Annotated in this window: 20 protein-coding genes and 1 pseudogene; 4 read left to right on the top strand and 17 right to left on the bottom strand. The window is 68.7% G+C overall.

From position 1 onward, the window contains the following. The 12 genes from bioD to FHD68_RS12320 form a co-directional block, all read right to left on the bottom strand. On the bottom strand, positions 1–301 hold a 301-nt coding region (gene bioD, locus FHD68_RS12375), incomplete at its 3' end, for an ATP-dependent dethiobiotin synthetase BioD (RefSeq protein WP_208863770.1). Further along, positions 298–1,431 (bottom strand): 8-amino-7-oxononanoate synthase, encoded by a 1,134-nt coding sequence (locus FHD68_RS12370; RefSeq protein ID WP_205963173.1) that lies wholly within the window; start codon positions 1,429–1,431, stop codon positions 298–300. The genes bioD and FHD68_RS12370, both read right to left, overlap by 4 nt. Positions 1,432–1,446: 15 nt before the next feature. Then, on the bottom strand, positions 1,447–2,490 hold the full coding sequence (bioB, locus tag FHD68_RS12365) for a biotin synthase BioB (protein WP_046000679.1): 1,044 nt from the start codon (positions 2,488–2,490) through the stop codon (positions 1,447–1,449). A 68-nt stretch (positions 2,491–2,558) separates the two neighbouring features. Beyond that, positions 2,559–2,930, bottom strand: coding sequence for a hypothetical protein (locus FHD68_RS12360; protein WP_127897682.1), 372 nt, complete (start codon positions 2,928–2,930; stop codon positions 2,559–2,561). Continuing rightward, positions 2,924–3,985 (bottom strand): flagellar type III secretion system protein FlhB, encoded by a 1,062-nt coding sequence (gene flhB, locus FHD68_RS12355; protein WP_127897681.1) that lies wholly within the window; start codon positions 3,983–3,985, stop codon positions 2,924–2,926. Before flhB ends, FHD68_RS12360 begins: the two co-directional genes overlap by 7 nt. A 10-nt stretch (positions 3,986–3,995) precedes the next feature. Further along, positions 3,996–4,751 (bottom strand): flagellar biosynthetic protein FliR, encoded by a 756-nt coding sequence (locus FHD68_RS12350; RefSeq protein ID WP_244297850.1) that lies wholly within the window; start codon positions 4,749–4,751, stop codon positions 3,996–3,998. Beyond that, positions 4,751–6,850, bottom strand: a complete 2,100-nt coding sequence (locus FHD68_RS12345) for a flagellar biosynthesis protein FlhA (protein WP_139085867.1) — start codon at positions 6,848–6,850, stop codon at positions 4,751–4,753. Before FHD68_RS12345 ends, FHD68_RS12350 begins: the two co-directional genes overlap by 1 nt. After that, a complete protein-coding gene (locus FHD68_RS12340; RefSeq protein ID WP_127897679.1) occupies positions 6,847–7,122 on the bottom strand; it encodes a hypothetical protein in 276 nt (91 codons plus the stop codon). The genes FHD68_RS12345 and FHD68_RS12340 overlap by 4 nt, the downstream gene beginning before the upstream one ends. Then, the gene (motA, locus tag FHD68_RS12335; protein WP_127897678.1) at positions 7,122–7,988 is read right to left on the bottom strand and encodes a flagellar motor stator protein MotA; all 867 of its coding nucleotides are present in this window, start codon (positions 7,986–7,988) and stop codon (positions 7,122–7,124) included. Before motA ends, FHD68_RS12340 begins: the two co-directional genes overlap by 1 nt. Positions 7,989–7,999: 11 nt before the next feature. Continuing rightward, positions 8,000–8,542 carry a MotE family protein gene (locus FHD68_RS12330; protein ID WP_127897677.1) on the bottom strand — a complete coding sequence of 181 codons (543 nt, stop codon included), beginning with the start codon at positions 8,540–8,542 and terminating at the stop codon, positions 8,000–8,002. Further along, positions 8,535–8,885 carry a hypothetical protein gene (locus FHD68_RS12325; RefSeq protein WP_046000675.1) on the bottom strand — a complete coding sequence of 117 codons (351 nt, stop codon included), beginning with the start codon at positions 8,883–8,885 and terminating at the stop codon, positions 8,535–8,537. The genes FHD68_RS12330 and FHD68_RS12325 overlap by 8 nt, the downstream gene beginning before the upstream one ends. Further along, entirely contained in the window at positions 8,882–9,358 is a 477-nt protein-coding gene (locus FHD68_RS12320) for a flagellar basal body-associated FliL family protein (protein WP_046000674.1), read from the bottom strand. The genes FHD68_RS12325 and FHD68_RS12320 overlap by 4 nt, the downstream gene beginning before the upstream one ends. A 117-nt stretch (positions 9,359–9,475) precedes the next feature. Here FHD68_RS12320 and fliF point away from each other — a divergent pair, with 117 nt between their 5' ends. Genes fliF through fliP form a run of 4 tightly spaced genes read left to right on the top strand, consistent with a single transcriptional unit; the run spans position 9,476 to position 12,574 of the window. Then, positions 9,476–11,053 carry a flagellar basal-body MS-ring/collar protein FliF gene (gene fliF, locus FHD68_RS12315; protein ID WP_139085865.1) on the top strand — a complete coding sequence of 526 codons (1,578 nt, stop codon included), beginning with the start codon at positions 9,476–9,478 and terminating at the stop codon, positions 11,051–11,053. Further along, positions 11,050–11,622, top strand: coding sequence for a hypothetical protein (locus tag FHD68_RS12310; RefSeq protein ID WP_127897675.1), 573 nt, complete (start codon positions 11,050–11,052; stop codon positions 11,620–11,622). Before fliF ends, FHD68_RS12310 begins: the two co-directional genes overlap by 4 nt. Then, positions 11,610–11,867, top strand: a complete 258-nt coding sequence (locus FHD68_RS12305) for a FliM/FliN family flagellar motor switch protein (RefSeq protein ID WP_042245210.1) — start codon at positions 11,610–11,612, stop codon at positions 11,865–11,867. The genes FHD68_RS12310 and FHD68_RS12305 overlap by 13 nt, the downstream gene beginning before the upstream one ends. Next, entirely contained in the window at positions 11,867–12,574 is a 708-nt protein-coding gene (gene fliP / locus FHD68_RS12300; protein ID WP_045982836.1) for a flagellar type III secretion system pore protein FliP, read from the top strand. The genes FHD68_RS12305 and fliP overlap by 1 nt, the downstream gene beginning before the upstream one ends. A gap of 29 nt (positions 12,575–12,603) precedes the next feature. Here fliP and dxs read toward each other — a convergent pair whose 3' ends face one another. The 5 genes and pseudogenes from dxs to FHD68_RS12275 form a co-directional block, all read right to left on the bottom strand. Further along, a complete protein-coding gene (gene dxs / locus FHD68_RS12295; protein WP_139085863.1) occupies positions 12,604–14,529 on the bottom strand; it encodes a 1-deoxy-D-xylulose-5-phosphate synthase in 1,926 nt (641 codons plus the stop codon). A gap of 26 nt (positions 14,530–14,555) precedes the next feature. Continuing rightward, complete coding sequence (locus FHD68_RS12290) at positions 14,556–15,419, bottom strand: polyprenyl synthetase family protein (RefSeq protein WP_127897673.1); 864 nt, start codon at positions 15,417–15,419, stop codon at positions 14,556–14,558. Further along, positions 15,419–15,655, bottom strand: coding sequence for an exodeoxyribonuclease VII small subunit (locus FHD68_RS12285; RefSeq protein ID WP_045982791.1), 237 nt, complete (start codon positions 15,653–15,655; stop codon positions 15,419–15,421). Before FHD68_RS12285 ends, FHD68_RS12290 begins: the two co-directional genes overlap by 1 nt. Continuing rightward, entirely contained in the window at positions 15,655–16,566 is a 912-nt protein-coding gene (locus tag FHD68_RS12280) for a histone deacetylase family protein (RefSeq protein WP_127897672.1), read from the bottom strand. Before FHD68_RS12280 ends, FHD68_RS12285 begins: the two co-directional genes overlap by 1 nt. A 122-nt stretch (positions 16,567–16,688) precedes the next feature. Next, positions 16,689–16,940, bottom strand: a pseudogene (locus FHD68_RS12275) (tRNA (N(6)-L-threonylcarbamoyladenosine(37)-C(2))-methylthiotransferase MtaB); the annotation flags it as partial.

Raw genomic sequence — 16,940 nt, 5'->3', positions numbered from 1 at the left:
CGGGCGGCGTCCAGCCCGCCGGGTCCAGCGTGACGCCCGCCAGCTCCGCCGCCCGGTGCGGTGACAGGGGCTGGGGCAGCAGCACGGCCTCGGGGTGGGTCCGGGCGCCGGATAGCCGCTCGACCTCGGCGCGGTCGGTGCCGGGTTGGGCGGCATTCCCGCGGGCGGCGGAAATGGCGTCGTTTTCGACGTTCCCGGCCAGCCCCGACTGGAGCGGCTTCCAGTACTCTGCCCCGATCAGCCCGCACAGCCCGGCCGCGAAGACCGTCTTGCCGACATCGGTGCCGGTGCTTGTGATCACAAATCGGGCCACAGGTCCTCCAGCGTCTCGGCCAGCCGCAGCACATCCGCGCGCGTGGCGTTCAGCGTCAGCGACACCCGCAGCCGCGATGTGCCCTCGGGCACCGTCGGAGGGCGGATGCCGCGCACGTCGAACCCGTGCGCCTGCACCTGTGCGGCCAGCGCCATGGTTTCGGCATTGGGTCCGACGATCAGCGGCACGATCTGGCTGCCGCTCAGCGGAACCTGCGGCAGGCGGCGCGCCATCTGGTCGTGGAACGCCACGACATGGCCCGCCAAGGTCGCCTGGCGCCACGGTTCGTCCTGCAGCATCGCCAGCGCCTCCAGCCCCGCGGCCGCCATCAGCGGCGACGGCGCGGTGGCAAAGATGAAGGGCCGGCAGCGGTTCACCAGGAAATCGATCAGCACCCGCGCCCCGCAGATCAGCGCACCGGACCCGCCCAGGGCCTTGCCAAGCGTATGCAGCGTCACGACGTTGTCGCGCCCTTCCAGGTGATGGGCCAGTCCCCGCCCCCGGGGACCGAAGACACCCGTCGCATGCGCCTCGTCGATCAGCAGAAAGCCGTGCGCGTCCGCCAGCCGCATCAGGTCGTCCAGCGGCGCCCGGTCCCCGTCCATGCTGTAAAGGCTCTCGACCGCGATCCAGACCGCCCCCGTGTTGCCCGCGCGGCGCCATGCGGTGATCACATCCTCGGCGTGGCTGACATCGCCGTGGCGAAAGCTGGCGACCTCGGCGCGCCCGGCCCGCGCCCCCTCATGCGTGCTGGCATGGGCCAGCGCATCCATCAGCACCAGGTCCCCCCGCTGCGGCAGGGTGGTGATGACCGCAAAGTTCGCGACATAGCCCCCACCAAAGCCCAAGGCCGCCTCGGCGCCGAAGAACCGTGCGGCGGCATCCTCGAACCCGGCCTGCCGGTCGGTGTTGCCCCGCAGCAGGCGCGACCCCGCCGCGCCCACCGGAACGCCCGCATCCAGCGCCCGCACGACCGCGGCACGCATCCGGTCGCTTTGCGCAAGGCCCAGATAGTCGTTCGACGAAAAGTCGATCCCCCGGCGCTCAGCTAGGCTGCGCAGCCGCGCATCGCCCGCCAGACCCTGCAGGTCGCGTCGATAAATTGCCAGCCGGTCCAAGCCGCGGCCCCGGCCCTAGCGCAGGATCGGAATGGCGGGGTCGGCGGCCAGCAATTCGGCCCGGCGCGCTGCGTCGGGATGATGTTCGTGCGCCTGCATGGGCTGAAGGCCCAGCTTGGCGAACAGGCGCATGTCGCTTTCCTCCTCGGGGTTGTCCTTGGTCAGCAGCGTGTCGCCCACGAAGATCGAATTGGCCCCGGCAAAGAAGCACATCGCCTGCATCTCGTCCGACATGGCGGTGCGGCCGGCGGACAGGCGGACATGGCTGCGCGGCATCATGATGCGCGCGGTGGCGATCATGCGCACGAAATCGATGGGGTCCACCGGGGCGGCGTCGGCCAGCGGGGTGCCCTCGACCGGGATCAGCATGTTGATCGGCACGCTTTCCGGCGCGACCGGCAGGTTGGCAAGCGTCACCAGCATGTCGACGCGGTCCTGCGGCCCCTCGCCCAGCCCCAGGATGCCGCCCGAGCAGACCTTGATCCCGGCCTGCCGGACGGTATCCAGCGTATCCAGCCGGTCGGCAAAGCTGCGGGTCGTGATGACGTTGCCGTAATGCGCCTCGGACGTGTCGATGTTGTGGTTGTAGTAGTCCAGCCCGGCATCGGCCAGCTGGCGCGACTGGTCCGCATCCAGCATGCCCAAGGTCATGCAGGTCTCCATCCCCAAGGCCTTGACGCCCTCGACCATGGCGATGATCTGCGGCATGTCGCGTGCCTTGGGGCTGCGCCAGGCGGCGCCCATGCAATAGCGCGTGGCACCGGCGTCGCGTGCGCGGCGCGCCTCGGCCAGCACGCGCTCGACCTCCATCAGCTTGGATGCCGACAGGCCCGACGCATGGCGGGCCGACTGGCTGCAATAGCTGCAATCCTCTGGGCAGCCGCCGGTCTTGATCGACAGAAGGCGGCTCAGCTGCACGCGGTTCGGGTCGAAATGCTGGCGGTGCACGGTCTGCGCCTGAAACAGCAGATCCATCAGCGGCAGGTCAAAGACGGCGCGCGCGCCCTCGGCGGTCCAGATCTTGCGGTGGCTGTCGGTGTTCGGATCGCTGTGCAGCATGGCTCTTCCCCGTGGCTTGGCACCGTGCCTAGCATTCCGGTCGCAGCCTGTCCAATGCCGCCGACGGCTCAGTATTTCTCCTTGCGGCGGCGTTCCGCCTCGTCCTGTCCCAGGCTCAGCAGCGCCTCGGCCCGGCCGAATTCGCGCGCCGCCTGCTGGCGGGCGATCTGGAACCGGGGCAGCATCCGCTGCAGCTCCTGGTCGGCATGGCGCAGCTCTCGTGCGGCACGCCCGGCCTGGGCGTTGGCGATGCGCGCCTCGGGCAGGGTCAGGGGCGCGGTGCTGTCATAGCTTTGCGCCAGCGTGGCCTGCAGCGAATCGATGCGCTGACGGGCAACCGTCATGTGCGCATTGAACGCCGCAAAGGTCTTGAGCTGACGCTCGGCCTTCAGCCGCGCGATGCGTTCCAGCTGCTGCAGCTGCTTGATCTTGTCTACCATCCGGAACGGGCCTTCTGTCGCATCTTCTCGGCAAAGCGGATCGCGGCGGCGACGGCGGCGAAATGGGCGCGGTCGATCTCCTCGCCCACCTTGACCTGGGCGTGGATGGCGCGGGCGCAGGGCGGGTCGGACCAGATGGGCACGCCGGCCTCGGTCGCCTTGGCGCGAATGCGGGCGGCGACCTCGTCGGTGCCCTTGGCCACGCAGACCGGGGCACGGCCGGACCCCCGCGACCATTTCAGGGCGACGGCATAATGGGTCGGGTTGACGATGATGACGTCGGCGGTGGGCACGTCGGCCAGCATCTGCTTCATCGCGATGTCGACCGCGCGCTGGCGGCGGGCGCCCTTCATGTGCGGGTCGCCTTCGGAATCCTTGAACTCGTCCTGCATTTCCTGGCGGCTCATGCGGTTCTTGCGGCGGTGGTCGAACCACTTCCACAGCATGTCCGGCACGGTGAAGACGATCGAGACGACCAGCCCCAGCATCAGCACCTGCCCAAGGATCGAGCCCAGTGCCGCAACCCATTGCCCGTCCGCCATCGCCGCGGCGGCGATCCGGTCCAGCAGCGATGCGAACAGGAACCACCCCCCCGCACAGACCAGCCCGGCCTTGGCCAGGGAAAAGGCAAAGTTCACCAGGCCGTCCTTTCCGAACTTCTGCGCGGCGTTCTTGACCGGGTTGATGCGCTTGATGTCGAAGGCCAGCTTCTGGGGCGAAAAGATCAGCGCCCGCGTGGCGATCAGGCCCAGAAGGATCGCGCCCATCACCAGCGCGGCCAAGCCGATCGTGGCGGTCACGGCATAGGCGGCCAGGCCGCGCGCGATCGGTGCCGGCCCGCTGTCCGACCAGCCCTCGGCGCCAAGCGCCCGCGTGGCCATGGCCATCCATTGGCGCACCGCAAAGCCCGCCATGACTGAAAAGGCCAGGAATGCTCCCAGATACATCATCGTGACGTTCAATTCCGTCGATCGCGGAATGTCGCCCTTTTCGCGCGCACGCTGCAGCTTCTGGTCGGTGGCCTCGAACTGCTTGTCGTCGGTATCCTCGCTCATCCGCGGTCCCTCATGGCAGTGCCGGCAGCATGAAGCCCATGACCGCGTTGGCCCAGATGCCGACCAGCAGCGGCGCCAGGATCACCAACCCCATCAGCGCCAGCAGGATGGAGGCGGGCGCGCCGATGAACACGACCGGCAGGGCGGGCATCACCCGGTTGATGACCCCCGACAGCGCTTGGTACAGAAACCCGCCCAAGGTAAAGGGCGCGGCCAGCATCATCGCCAGCCAGAAGCTGTCGGTCACCATGCGGACGACGGCCATCACCAGCCCCTCGACCTGGGGCAGGTCCGCGGGCGGCCAGAGACGCAGGCTGTCGGCGATCAGTTCGACGATCATGACCGGCAGGCCCATGGCCATCAGGACCGCCATGCCGGCCAGGTGCAGCATGTTGCCGATGGGATGGGGCGACATCTCGTTCTGGATGCCCATGATCTGGGACAGTGACGCGGTCGCGGCAATGGCCGTGGTGGCGATGTCGATGGCGATGGTCAGCAGCCGCAGCATGATGCCCGTGGCAAAGCCCAGAACCATCTCGACCCCGACCTGCGCGATCATGCCCAGGGGCTGCGCGGGCATCTGCGGGCCGGGCGCTACGCCCGCCAGCAGCGGCGCCAGCGCCAGCGCGATCGCCACCTTGACGCGGGCCGAGATCACGCGTTCGCCCAGGCCCGGCAGGGCCACCACGCAGGCCTGCACGCGGACATAGACCAGCACCAGCGCCCAGTCCAACCCCGGAACGATGGCCTGCAGCTGGTCCCACATCATGCGGCCTCGACGGTGCCCAGCAGGCGCAGTTCGGCGGCGGGATCGATCTCCTCCAGACCCAGGACCGGGACCGCCATGCCGTTGGCCCCCAGCACCGCGCGGACCATGCGGCGCCGGTGGTCGGGCGCAACCAGCACGGTGCGGGCGACGGGTTCAGCCAGGGACAACGCGCGGCGGGTGGCCTCGACCAGCTTCTTGGACATGGCGGGGGTCATCGCCCCGCCCCCCGCACGTCCGGTTTCGGCATCGGCGCGCACGAACTCCGCCTCCCAGGCGGGATGCAGCTGCAGGGCTGCGACGCGACCGGCCTCGTCCGAATATTGCTGGGTGATCTGGCCGCGCAGGCGCTTGCGCACCAGCTCATAGATCGTCTCGGCCGATTCCACGTTGCGGAACTCGCAGATGGCATCCACGATCAGCGGCAGGTTGCGGATCGAGATCCGCTCCTCCAGCAGGGCGCGCAGGATCGCCAGCAGCGTCTCGGGCGTCACCTTGTCCGGCATCATCGCGTCGAAATACTTGCGATAGCGTTCGGCGCGGCCCGTGTCGGACAGGGTCTTCAGTTCCTCGATCTGGCGCTGCATCGCGCCAAGGGTCAGCAGTGCGGGCAGGTTGGCCTTGACCACCTCCATCAGATGCGTGGACAGCACTTCCATCGGGGTCACGACGGTGGCGCCCATGGTCGCCGCGTCCTCTTGGTCGGTCGGATGGATCCAGCGGGCCGGGCTGGAATAGACCGGCTCGCGGACCGCCACGCCGCGCAGATCGGCCAGCACGGCATCCGGGCCAAGCGCCAGGATCTCGGCCGGGCGCAGGGTGCCGCGACCGCGGATGACGCCGTGGATGCGGATCTGATAATCGCCGGGCGGCAGATCGTCGGTGTCGGTGATGCGCACATCCGGCAGGATCAGGCCGAAGCTGCGGGCGATGTGGATGCGCAGGTTGCTGATGCGGCTGCCCAGGCCCCGCGCCTGGTCCAGCGCGGTCACGATCAGGTCCGACCCGATCTCGACGCTGATGTCGTCGGTGTCCAGGACGTCCCCGATGCGGGCGGCAGGCTTGATCGCGCTGTCGCCCAGGGGCAGGTCGGGCAGCGCCTCGTCCGCGATGCGGCGTTTCTGCGCGATGCGCCAGGCCATGAAGCCCATCCCCGCCGCGATCCCCAGAAACAGCGGCTTCGGCATACCCGGCACGAGGGAGATCACTGCCATCGCCGCCGCGACCATCGCCGCCGGCTGCCAGCTGCGCACGAACTCGGTCGACATCAGGCCCGCGGTGGTTTCCGTGGCCCCGCCCCGCGACAGCAGCAGCGCCGCCGCCATCGAGGTGATCAGCGCCGGGATCTGGCTGACCAGCCCGTCCCCGACCGTCAGGTGGGAATAGGTCGCCGCCGCCTCTCCCAGGGGCATTCCGTGGATCGTGATGCCCACGACCAGACCGATGCACAGGTTGATCAGCGTGATGACGATCCCCGCCACCGCGTCGCCCTTGACGAACTTCGACGCGCCGTCCAGCGACCCGAAAAAGCTGATCTCGCGTTGTTCCTGGATGCGGCGGCGCTTGGCCTCCTGGTGGTCGATGGCACCGGCGTTCAGATCGCCGTCGATGGCCAGCTGCCTGCCGGGCAGCGAATCCAGCGCAAAGCGGGCGGCGACCTCGGCCATGCGGCCCGAGCCCTTGGTGATGACCATGAAGTTTACCACCGAGATCACCGCAAAGATCGTGATCCCGACCAGGATCGAGCCCCCCGCCACGAACTCGGCAAAGCCGTTGATGACCGAACCCGCCGCCTCCTTGCCGTTCTGCCCTTCGGTCAGGATCAGCCGGGTCGACGATACGTTCAGCGACAGCCGGATCACCAGGCTGACCAGCAGCAGGACCGGGAACGCCTGAAAGTCGGTGGGCTTCTCGACCAGCGAGGCCATGACCAGCACCATCACGGCGGTGGCGATAGAGATGGCGATGCCGAAATCCAGCACGCCGGCCGGCAGCGGGATCACCATCGAGATGACGACCAGCACAAGGCCGCCCGTGACAAGCAGGGGCGCGTCCAGGATCTTGGTGGACTTGCCTGAGAGGGCGGCAATGGGGGTCATTCGCGGGGCTCCGTTCTGGTGGCCGCGGGGCGCAGGAGGTCGTCAAGCGACCAGGGACGTTCCGTTAACAATCCGATGCGGCGCAGGTAGGCGATCGCCTGCAGCCGGTCGGCACTGTCCATCTGCAGCAGCGTCACGCGATAATCGCGCGGCAGCCCCTGTCCGGTCAGCAGCCATTCGTCGGCGGTGCGGCGAAAGCCGTCCAGCCCGGCGGCGGCGACCGGGCCAGCGGCCATACAGGCGATCAGAAGCGGCAGGCCGATCCGGGTCATCACGCCGCCTTCTTCAGCTCTCTCAGGGCGCCTTCCAGCGTGTCGAAGCTGGGTCGCACATGTTCGGGCACGGTCTGGCGACCGACCTCGACGCACAGGGTGGTGGCGTGCTGATGCAGGCCCGCGACCAGGACCGACTTGACGACCTCGTAAAAGCCCAAGTCCTGCTTGACGACGGCGCCAAGCCGGTTGGCCAGCGGCGCCACGAAGCCATAGGACAAAAACACCCCCAGAAAGGTACCCACCAGCGCCCCGCCAATCATCTTGCCCAGCACCGCAGGCGGCTGATCGATCGAGGACATGGTCTTGATCACGCCTAGAACCGCCGCGACGATCCCCAGGGCGGGCAGCGCGTCAGCCATGTTCTGCAAGGCGTGGGGGACGTGCATCTCCTCCTCCTTCAGAACCGCGATGCGGCGGGACAGCATGTCCTCGACCTGGTAGGGATCATCATAGTTCAGGCTGGCCGAACGCAACGTATCGGCAATCAGCGAGACGACATGATGATCCGCCGCCAACTTGGGATAGGCGGTGAAGATCGGTGATTCGCCCGGATTCTCGATGTGCTGTTCCAGCGCGACGGGGTTTTCCTTGGCGATCTTGAGCAGCTGGAACATCAGGCACAGCACGTCCTGATGATCCTGGGCGTTCCATTTCGGGCCCTTGAAGGCGCGGATCAGCCCGCCCAGTGTGGCCTTCAGCGTATGGCTGTCGTTGCCCAGCAGATAGGCGCCAACGGCGGCGCCCATGATCATCATCATCTCGAAGGGCAGCGAATGCAGGATCACGCCCATCTTGCCGCCGGCCAGCAGGTAGCCACCGAACACCATGACGATCGTAAGGAATATTCCGACGAAACCGAACATTGCGGGGTTCCTTATGGGTTGCGGACGCTGCGCGCGCCCATCTGGGCGGTCAGCAGGGCGGCCTGGCGCGGCTCGACCGCGGCGATGATGCGGGCACCGGCCTCGGGCTGGACGCGCATCAGGATCTCGGCCGCGAAATCGGCGGGCAGGTTGGTCAGGATGGCGGCGGCCTCGGCAGGTTTCATCTGGTCATAAAGCGCGATCAGCCGGTCGATGTCGGTGCGCACGGCCTGGGTCGCGCCGTCCTGGCGGGCCGTGATGCTGCCCTTCTGGGCGCGCAGCTCGGCCAGCCGTTCGCGCAGGGTGCTTTCCGCCTGCGCCAACTCGGCCTTCCGCGCGTCGATGGATTCCATGTAGCGTTCGATGCGCAGCGCCCGGTCGCGCAGCTCCTCGGCCAGGGCCACGGCCTCGGGGACATCGCCGCAGCCGTCCAGCAGGTCGGTGGGCGCGGCCACGGCGGCAAACACCCGCGACAGATCCTGGCCCTGCCAGATCATCGCGCCGGCCGGCAGGGCGAACAGCAATGTCAGCGCGGGCAGAAGATGCCTAGCCATGGGACACCTCGCGCTTGCGCAGGCGGCGACCCGAAGGCATCGGCTGCGGCGCCTCGGAGGCGGCGGCGCCGATGCGCTGCCGCAGGTCCCAAATGGCGCGTTCGCGGCGCGCGGTCTCGATCTCCTCGGCCAGGCGCTCGCTGGCGGCGGTGGCCTCATCGCGGGCCGACCGGATGGCGCGTTCCAGGCGGTCGACCTCGGCGGCCATGACGGCGATCGCGCCCCCCAGACCGCTTTCCAGATTGTTCATCCGCCGCAGCCGCCGCGCCAGGGTGGCGCAGAAGACGCCAAGCCCCAGACAGGCCGCCAGCAGCAGGATCTGCATCAGTTGTTCCAGGGTCATTTGAATCGAAACTCCGTGATCAGAAGGTCCTTGACCGGCTCCTCGCCCAGGACGAAGCGGGTGCGGGTGACCAGTTCGGCGCGGATCACCTCGAGGACGCCGCGCTTGTCATAGGCCGCCGGATCGACGCCCGAGAGGAAGGTCGTGAACGCGTCCGACACGCGCGGCATCAGGTGGGTCACCTCGGCCTTGTGGGTGGTGTCGGTCTCGATCGTCGCGGACAGGACCAGGCTGCGGGCGCGGCCACCCGGGATGACGATCTCGATGGTGGGGATGTCGATGAACTCGACGCTCATGTGCTCGGTCGACTGGACCGGCTCCTCGGGGCCCGACAGCATGCCGGAGGGCGACCAGAAGCCCAGATAGCTGGATGCGAATCCCGCCCCGCCCAGGACCAGCGTCGCCACCAGCGGGATCAGCAACCCCTTCTTTCCGCGCGGCTTTTCGGGTGCCGCCGCAACAATGTCGGTCATCGTGATTCTCCGTCCTGACCAGACCGAAATATCAGGTTGCGACTAACCAATTCTTAACGTGGCCCATGTCATTTCAGGTTCAGACGACCATGACGCGATGATTCGAAAGGAACGGTTTTGCAAAAACTGCAGGACTACTGGAACGAGCGAAGCTCTCGACAGCGGGTGATCCTGGGGGCGGCCTTTCTGGGGACGTTCCTGGTGATCGCAGGGTTTGGCTGGATGGCCAGCCGCCCCAGCATGGCCCTGATCTATGGCGGGCTGGACAGCGCCCAGGCCGGCGAGGTCATCGCCGGCATCGAACGTGCCGGCGTTCCCTACGAGGTGCGGGGCGACTCGATCTATGTCGCGGCCGATCAGCGCGACCGCCTGCGCATGGATCTGGCCGCCGAAGGCCTGCCCGCCGCCGGCAGCACCGGCTACGAGCTGCTGGACGGCATGTCGGGCTTTGGCACCACGTCGCAGATGTTCGACGCCGCCTATTGGCGCGCGAAGGAGGGAGAGCTGGCGCGCACCATCCTGGCCCTGCCCAACGTCCAGACCGCCCGCGTCCACCTGGCGATCGAGACGGGACGCGGATACCGCCGCGACCAGAACGGCAGCGCCTCGGTCACCCTGACGACCAATGGCGGCACGATCACGCGCGAACAGGCCGCGGCGCTGAAATACCTGGTGTCGTCGGGCGTGCCGGGCATGCAGCCCGACCGTGTGACCGTCATCGATTCGCAGCGTGGGATCATCGCCGCGACCGAGGACCAGACAGGAGCCGACCGCGCGGCCGAGATGAAGCGCAACGTCGAACGCATCCTGGAGCCGCATGTCGGTATCGGAAACGCCATCGTCGAACTGAACCTGGACCTGCTGACCGAAACCGAACTGCTGACCGAACAGCGTTATGACCCCGAGGCGCGCGCCCTGATCTCCACCGTGACCGAGGAGACGACGGACGAGAGCAACTCGACCGGAAAGGGCGCAGTCACCGCGGCCTCGAACCTGCCCGACGCCACGGAACAGCCGGGCGACACCAGCCAGAGCAGCCGCGCCGAGAACCGCACCCAGTCCAATTTCGAGGTCAGCCGCACCACGCGCGAGGTTCAGCGCCAGCCCGGATCGACCCGCCGCCTGACCGTCGCCGTCCTGGTGAACGGCGTCCCGCAGGCCGGTGCCGACGGAGAGACCACCCTGACCCCCCGGTCCGAGGCCGAGCTGCAGACGCTGCGCGAGCTGGTCGCCTCTGCCGTGGGCTATGACGAGGCGCGGGGTGACCAGATCACCGTCAAGTCGCTGCCCTTCGCCACGCTGGGCGAGAATGGCACCCTGGCCACGCCGGGCTTCCTTGATCGGCTGGCGCTGAACGATCTGGCGCGCATTGCGCTGATCGGCGTCTTTGCGCTTGCGGTGATCGTCATGGTCCTGCGCCCGATGATGCGCAATCGCGCGCCCGCCCCTGCGCCGATGCTGGACAACAGCCTGCCGCCGATGCCCCCGATGATGGGTGGGCTGACGGGCATGATCGACGACGAGCCCTCTCCGGACAACCCGCGGATCGTGCCGATCGAGTTTCCGGGGCTGGACCAGCTGGCCCTGCCCCCTGCCGACCCGGTCGCCCGCCTGAAGGCGATGATGAAGGACCGCCATGACGAGAGCGTCAAGATCCTGTCGGAATGGATCGACAACAAGGAGAAGGTGAATTGAGCCTGGCCCTCTTCAAGCTTGAGTCCTTCTCGAACGCGGTCGCGGCGCGTGTCGAGGTGACCTACACGCAGGCCGACCTGCATCAGGCCTTCGCCGACGGCGTGGCGCAGGCCAGCGCGCAGGCCCAGGACGACCAGCTGCGCGCCCTGAGCGCCAGCCTGGAACAGGTCGCCGCCGGTCTGGCCGCGGACGAGACCCGCCGCCGCCAGATGCGCCAGGAGGCGGTCGATGCGCTGGCGCCGATCCTGCATCAGGTCCTGGACCTGATGGCCCCGCCCCTGTCGTCGCGCCGGCTGGAGGGGGCCCTGCAGGCAGAGCTGACCCATCTGGCGCAGCGCGCGACCCCCGTGGGCCTGCGCATCGCCTGCAACGACCGGCTGGCCGACATGGTCCGCCGCTGCTTGGCCCAGGCCGGCCTTGAGGGCATCGAGATCGCCCCGGTCCCGCAGGACCTGATCACCGTGTCGCTGCAGGGCGGCCACATCGATTTTACCCCCGACAGCATCGCGGGCGACATCCGCGCCCTGATCGCGGAAATCACCCAGGAGGACAGCACATGGACGCACTGAAGCATCTGATCGACACCGACACCATCCAGGTCGAGGTGACCATCCGCCTTGGCCGCACGCGTCAGACCGTCTCGCAGCTGTCCTCGCTACGCGCCGACGACATCCTGGTCCTGGACCAGGCGATCGAGGACGGGGTCGAGATCTGCGTGGGCGACAAGGTCATCGCGCGGGGCGAGCTGACCGGCGACGGATCGGCCGAAGACCGGCTGTGCGTGCGCGTCCTGGGCGCGACGGGGGCGGCGTGATCCGCGCCGCGGCCCTTGTCGCGGTCGCGGCCCTGCTGCCCTCGCCCCTGTGGGCGCAGGACCTGGGCGGCGCCTTGGGCGCCGGGCTGGGCGACAATGCGGTGATGCTGGTCGTGGTGCTGACGGCGCTGTCGCTGGCACCGGGCATCGCGATCATGGTGACCGCGTTCCCGTTCATCGTGACGGTCCTGTCGATTTTGCGCCAGTCGATCGGCCTGCAGCAATCGCCGCCGAACATGCTGATCGTCAGCCTGGCGATCTTTCTGACCTGGTTCATCATGGACCCGGTCCTGCGCGAGGCCTGGACCGTCGCGGGGCTGCCCCTGCAACAGGGTCAGATCGGCATTGCCGAGGCCTTCCAGCGCGGCATCGTGCCGTTCGAGGGGTTCATGGCGGCCCGCACCGACCCCGACACCTTGGCCAACCTGGCCGAGATCGCGCCCGGCACCGGCCCCGCAGACCGCCTGTCGGTGCTGATCCCGTCCTTCATGCTGTCCGAGATCCAGCGCGCCTTCGAGATCGGGTTCCTGATCGCCCTGCCCTTCCTGATCATCGATTTGGTCGTGGCGGCCGTGCTGATGTCGATGGGCATGATGATGCTGCCCCCGGTGGTGGTGTCGCTGCCCTTCAAGCTGGCGTTCTTCGTGGTCGTGGACGGATGGGGAATGATCGCGGGCGCGCTGGTGCGCAGCTATGCGCCCGGCTGACCCCCCCTCAGGGGATCAGCCGACACCAATCAGGCGCGGTCGGTGCGCCGCGCCGCCAGCGACTGGACACCCATCATGGAGAGAACCTTGTCCTCGATATGCTGGGCGTTCAGGCAGCTGCTGTCATACATCGCCCGCGGCGCGTCGTGGTCGACGAACGCATCCGGCAGGACCATCGACCGGAAGCGCAGCCCCTTGTCGAAGGCGCCCTCCTCGGCCAGCAGATGGGCGACATGGCTGCCGAAACCGCCGACGGCGCCCTCCTCGATGGTGATCAGCGCCTCGTGGTCGCGGGCCAGGGCCAGGATCAGGTCACGGTCCAGCGGCTTGGCAAAGCGCGCGTCGGCGACCGTGGGCGTGATGCCCCGCGCCATCAGTGCCTCGCGCGCGGTCATCACCTCGGACAGGCGCGTGCCGAAGGACAGGATGGCGACGCCCTTGCCCTCCGCGATCATGCGGCCCTTGCCGATGGGCAGGACCTGCCCGCGCTCGGGCATCTCGACCCCGGTGCCCTCTCCGCGCGGAAAGCGGAAGGCGATGGGGCCGCTGTCATGTGCGGCGGCCGTGGCGACCATGTGGACCAGTTCGGCCTCGTCCGCGGCGGCCATGACGACAAATCCGGGCAGATTGGCCAGGAAGGCGGTGTCATAGGCGCCGGAATGGGTCGGACCATCCTGCCCCACCAGCCCGGCACGGTCGACGGCGAACCGGACGGGCAGGTTCTGGACCGCGACGTCATGCACGATCTGGTCATAGCCGCGCTGCAGGAAGGTCGAATAGATCGCGACGAAGGGCTTCATGCCTCCCGCGGCCAGACCGGCGGCAAAGGTCACGGCATGCTGTTCGGCGATGCCCACGTCGAAGCAGCGGCGCGGAAAGCGCTGCGCGAACTGCTTGAGGCCGGTCCCGTCCGGCATCGCGGCGGTCACCCCCAGGATGCGATCGTCGCGGCCCGCCTGATCGATCAGCGCCTGCGCGAAGACCGCGGTATAGCTGGGCGCGTTCGATTTCGCCTTGGCCTGCACGCCGGTGATCACGTCGAACTTGGCGGTGGCATGGCCCTTGTCCGCGGCCGCCTCGGCCGGGGCATAACCCTTGCCCTTCTTGGTCACGACGTGGATCAGGACCGGACCGTCAGCCCGTGCCCGCACGGTGCGCAGCAGGGGCAGCAGCTGTTCCATGTCGTGACCGTCGACCGGCCCGATATAGGAAAAGCCCAGCTCCTCGAACAGGGTGCCGCCCACGGCCATGCCCTTCAGCATCTCCTTGGCGCGGCGCGCGCCCTCCTGCAGGGCGTCCGGCAGCATGCCAACGGCGCCCTTGGCCACCGCCTTCAGCTCCTGGAACGGCCCGCCTGCATAAAGGCGCGTCAGATAGGAGGACATGGCGCCGACTGGGGGCGCAATGGACATCTCGTTGTCATTCAGGACCACGAACAGGCGCTTGCCCTCATGGCCCGCATTGTTCAGCGCCTCGTAAGCCATGCCTGCGCTCATGGCGCCGTCGCCGATGACCGCGATCGCATCGCCCGGGTCGCCGCCCAGTTCCCGCGCCATCGCGAAACCCAAGGCCGCGCTGATCGAGGTCGACGAATGCCCCGCCCCGAACGGGTCATAGGGGCTTTCCGCGCGCTTGGTGAAGCCCGCAAGGCCCCCGCCCATGCGCAGCGTGCGGATGCGGTCGCGCCGCCCGGTCAGGATCTTGTGCGGATAGCACTGGTGCCCCACGTCCCAGATCAGCTTGTCGCGCGGCGTGTCAAAGACCGCGTGCAGGGCCACGGTCAGCTCGACCACGCCCAGGCCTGCGCCCAGATGGCCGCCGGTCACGCTGACGGCGCTGATAGTCTCGGCCCGCAGCTCGTCGGCAAGCTGACGCAGTTGCGCGTCGGTCAGGGTCTTCAGATCCGACGGCAGGCTAACGCGGTCCAGAATCGGCGTCTTGGGTCGATCGGTCATGGCTGGCCCTCCTCCGGGGCGGGCGTTCAAGTGTCGCGCTCGATAACGAAACGCGCGAGATCGTGCAAGTTCCCGGCGGCATCACCATAGTGCGACAGCGCATCGGTTCCCATGGCGACACGACGCCGCGCCTCGGCCTGCGCGCCGTCCAGGCCCAGCAGCGACACGAAGGTCGCCTTGCCGGCCCCGGCATCCTTGCCGACGCGCTTGCCGGTCACGGCCTCGTCGCCGGTCACGTCCAGGATGTCGTCGGCGATCTGGAAGGCCAGGCCCAGGGCCAACGCATAGCGGTCCAGCGCCGCGGGATCGTCGCCCGCGATCAGCGGCCCTGCGGTCGCGGCAAAGCGGATCAGCGCGCCGGTCTTGCCACCCTGCAGTTCGGTGATTGCGTCCAGGTCCAGCGGCGTGCCCGCGGTTTCGGCGGCGATGTCCAACGCCTGCCCCCAGACCATGCCCGCCGCCCCCGACGCCTGCGCCAGCGCGGACACCAGCCGCACCTGCGCGTCGGGCGCGCCGATGCGCGGATCGGTCAACAGCTGAAACGCCAGCGTCTGCAGCGCGTCGCCCGCCAGGATCGCGGTCGCCTCGGTCCACTTGACATGCACGGTCGGCTGACCGCGCCGCAGGTCGTCGTCGTCCATCGCCGGCAGGTCGTCATGGACCAGGCTATAGGCATGCAGCGCCTCGACCGCCGCCGCGACCGGCAGGGCGGCATCGTCGGACACCCCGTGCAGGCGCGCCGATTCCATCACCAGAAAGGCGCGCAGGCGCTTGCCGCCGTTGACCGCATAGGCCATCGCATCGCGCAGATCGCCGGGCGGCAGCGCCGTGATGGCGCGATCCAGCTCGGCCTGAACCTCGGTGCGGACACGCGCAAGGCGGTCCTGCATCACAGGCCCTCGACGGGGGTGGTACCGGCAGGCTGGCCGTTGGCGGCCAGGGTGATCTTCTCGACCCGCTCCTCGGCCTCGCGCAGGCGGGCCTCGCAATGCGCGCGCAGGGCGGCGCCGCGTTCGTACAGCGCGATCGATTCCTCCAGCGTCGCCTCTCCGGTCTCCAGCTTGCCGACCGTGGCCTCCAGCTCGCGCATGGCCTCCTCGAACGAGAGGGTGGTAATATCGCTCATCAGTCGGCCTCCATCAGCACATCGACATGGGCCCGCACGCTGCGACCCAAGGCCCGAAGGTCATAACCACCTTCCAGGCAGGATACCACCGGGGCCTTGCCCGCCGCGTCCAGGATCGCGCGTGTCAGGGCGGCATAGTCGTCGTCGTCCCATTCCAGCTGCGCCAGCGGATCGTCGCGATGGGCATCAAAGCCGGCGGAAATCAGCACCAGCTGCGGCGAAAACTCCCGCATCCGGTCCAGCGCGCCCCGCCATTCCGACAAAGCCAGCGCCCCGTCCGATCCGGGCGGCAGCGGCAGGTTCACCACCTGCCCATGCGCGCCACGCTCGGACGCGGCCCCGGTGCCCGGCCACAGGGGAAACTGCTGGCTGCTGACGAACAGCACCCGCGCCTCGTCCCACAGCAGGGCCTGCGTGCCGTTGCCGTGATGCACGTCGAAATCCAGGACCGCCACCCGCTGCAGCCCGTGATGATCCAGCGCGCGTTTCGCCGCGATCGCCACCGTGCCGAACAGGCAGAACCCCATCGAGACCTCGGCCTCGGCATGGTGCCCCGGCGGGCGCAGGGCGACGAAGGCCCGCCGCGCCTCTCCGGCAAGAACAGCGTCCACCGCCGCGCAGGCCCCGCCCACGGCACGCAGCGCGGGCTCCAGGCTGCCGGGCGACAGATGCGTGTCCGCGTCGATCTGGCGGGTCCCCGCTTGCGGCACCACATCGCGCAGGCCCTGCAGATAGCGGACGGGATGACAGCGCAGCACCTCGGCATCCTCGGCCAAGCGCGCCTCGCGCCGGTCCAGCGCCAGCCCCTCCAGCGCGGCCATCACGGCATCATGTCGGGCCACCTGCTCGGGGTGGCCATCGGGCGTCACGTGGCGGCGGGCGCTGTCATGGGAATACAGGATCACGGTCATTCATCTCCTCCGAAGGGGCAGGCTAGAAGCCCCCGCGCATCCCGGCAACCCGCCATTTCTCCGTTGCGAAAATACCCCGGGGAAGCCCGCAGGGCGGGGGCAGCGCCCCCATGCACCGCCTGTCAGACCGTCAGCCGTTGCCCGTCATGCCCCGCGACGGTCAGGGTCATCAGCGCCCCTTCGGGCTGGTCGCTGTCAAAGGCAACCTCGGTGAATTGTTCGGTCCGGCCAAGGCGCGGCCCCTCGGTCAGCACCCGGTGCGCAACCCCGACCTGCGCCTCCAGATGCGTGCGCAATGCTGCATCGCCCGCCGCGCGCAGCCGCGCGGCCCGGTCCCGGATCGCGGGACCGGGCACGGCGGGCATGCGCGCCGC

It is taken from the genome of Paracoccus marcusii (assembly GCF_006151785.1).
GTDB classification, from domain to species: domain Bacteria; phylum Pseudomonadota; class Alphaproteobacteria; order Rhodobacterales; family Rhodobacteraceae; genus Paracoccus; species Paracoccus marcusii.
This window is presented reverse-complemented; position numbering and strand designations above follow the sequence as displayed.

Bases quoted from the DNA above. Each gene is read 5' to 3' on its own strand.
- flhB (WP_127897681.1), bottom strand. From the start codon at position 3,985: ATGAGCGAGGATACCGACGACAAGCAGTTCGAGGCCACCGACCAGAAG.
- dxs (WP_139085863.1), bottom strand. From the start codon at position 14,529: ATGACCGATCGACCCAAGACGCCGATTCTGGACCGCGTTAGCCTGCCG.
- bioB (WP_046000679.1), bottom strand. From the start codon at position 2,490: ATGCTGCACAGCGATCCGAACACCGACAGCCACCGCAAGATCTGGACC.
- FHD68_RS12325 (WP_046000675.1), bottom strand. From the start codon at position 8,885: ATGACCCTGGAACAACTGATGCAGATCCTGCTGCTGGCGGCCTGTCTG.
- FHD68_RS12330 (WP_127897677.1), bottom strand. From the start codon at position 8,542: ATGGCTAGGCATCTTCTGCCCGCGCTGACATTGCTGTTCGCCCTGCCG.
- FHD68_RS12285 (WP_045982791.1), bottom strand. From the start codon at position 15,655: ATGAGCGATATTACCACCCTCTCGTTCGAGGAGGCCATGCGCGAGCTG.
- FHD68_RS12360 (WP_127897682.1), bottom strand. From the start codon at position 2,930: ATGGTAGACAAGATCAAGCAGCTGCAGCAGCTGGAACGCATCGCGCGG.
- FHD68_RS12340 (WP_127897679.1), bottom strand. From the start codon at position 7,122: ATGACCCGGATCGGCCTGCCGCTTCTGATCGCCTGTATGGCCGCTGGC.
- FHD68_RS12350 (WP_244297850.1), bottom strand. From the start codon at position 4,751: ATGTGGGACCAGCTGCAGGCCATCGTTCCGGGGTTGGACTGGGCGCTG.
- motA (WP_127897678.1), bottom strand. From the start codon at position 7,988: ATGTTCGGTTTCGTCGGAATATTCCTTACGATCGTCATGGTGTTCGGT.
- FHD68_RS12345 (WP_139085867.1), bottom strand. From the start codon at position 6,850: ATGACCCCCATTGCCGCCCTCTCAGGCAAGTCCACCAAGATCCTGGAC.
- FHD68_RS12280 (WP_127897672.1), bottom strand. From the start codon at position 16,566: ATGACCGTGATCCTGTATTCCCATGACAGCGCCCGCCGCCACGTGACG.
- FHD68_RS12320 (WP_046000674.1), bottom strand. From the start codon at position 9,358: ATGACCGACATTGTTGCGGCGGCACCCGAAAAGCCGCGCGGAAAGAAG.
- FHD68_RS12290 (WP_127897673.1), bottom strand. From the start codon at position 15,419: ATGCAGGACCGCCTTGCGCGTGTCCGCACCGAGGTTCAGGCCGAGCTG.
- FHD68_RS12305 (WP_042245210.1), top strand. From the start codon at position 11,610: ATGGACGCACTGAAGCATCTGATCGACACCGACACCATCCAGGTCGAG.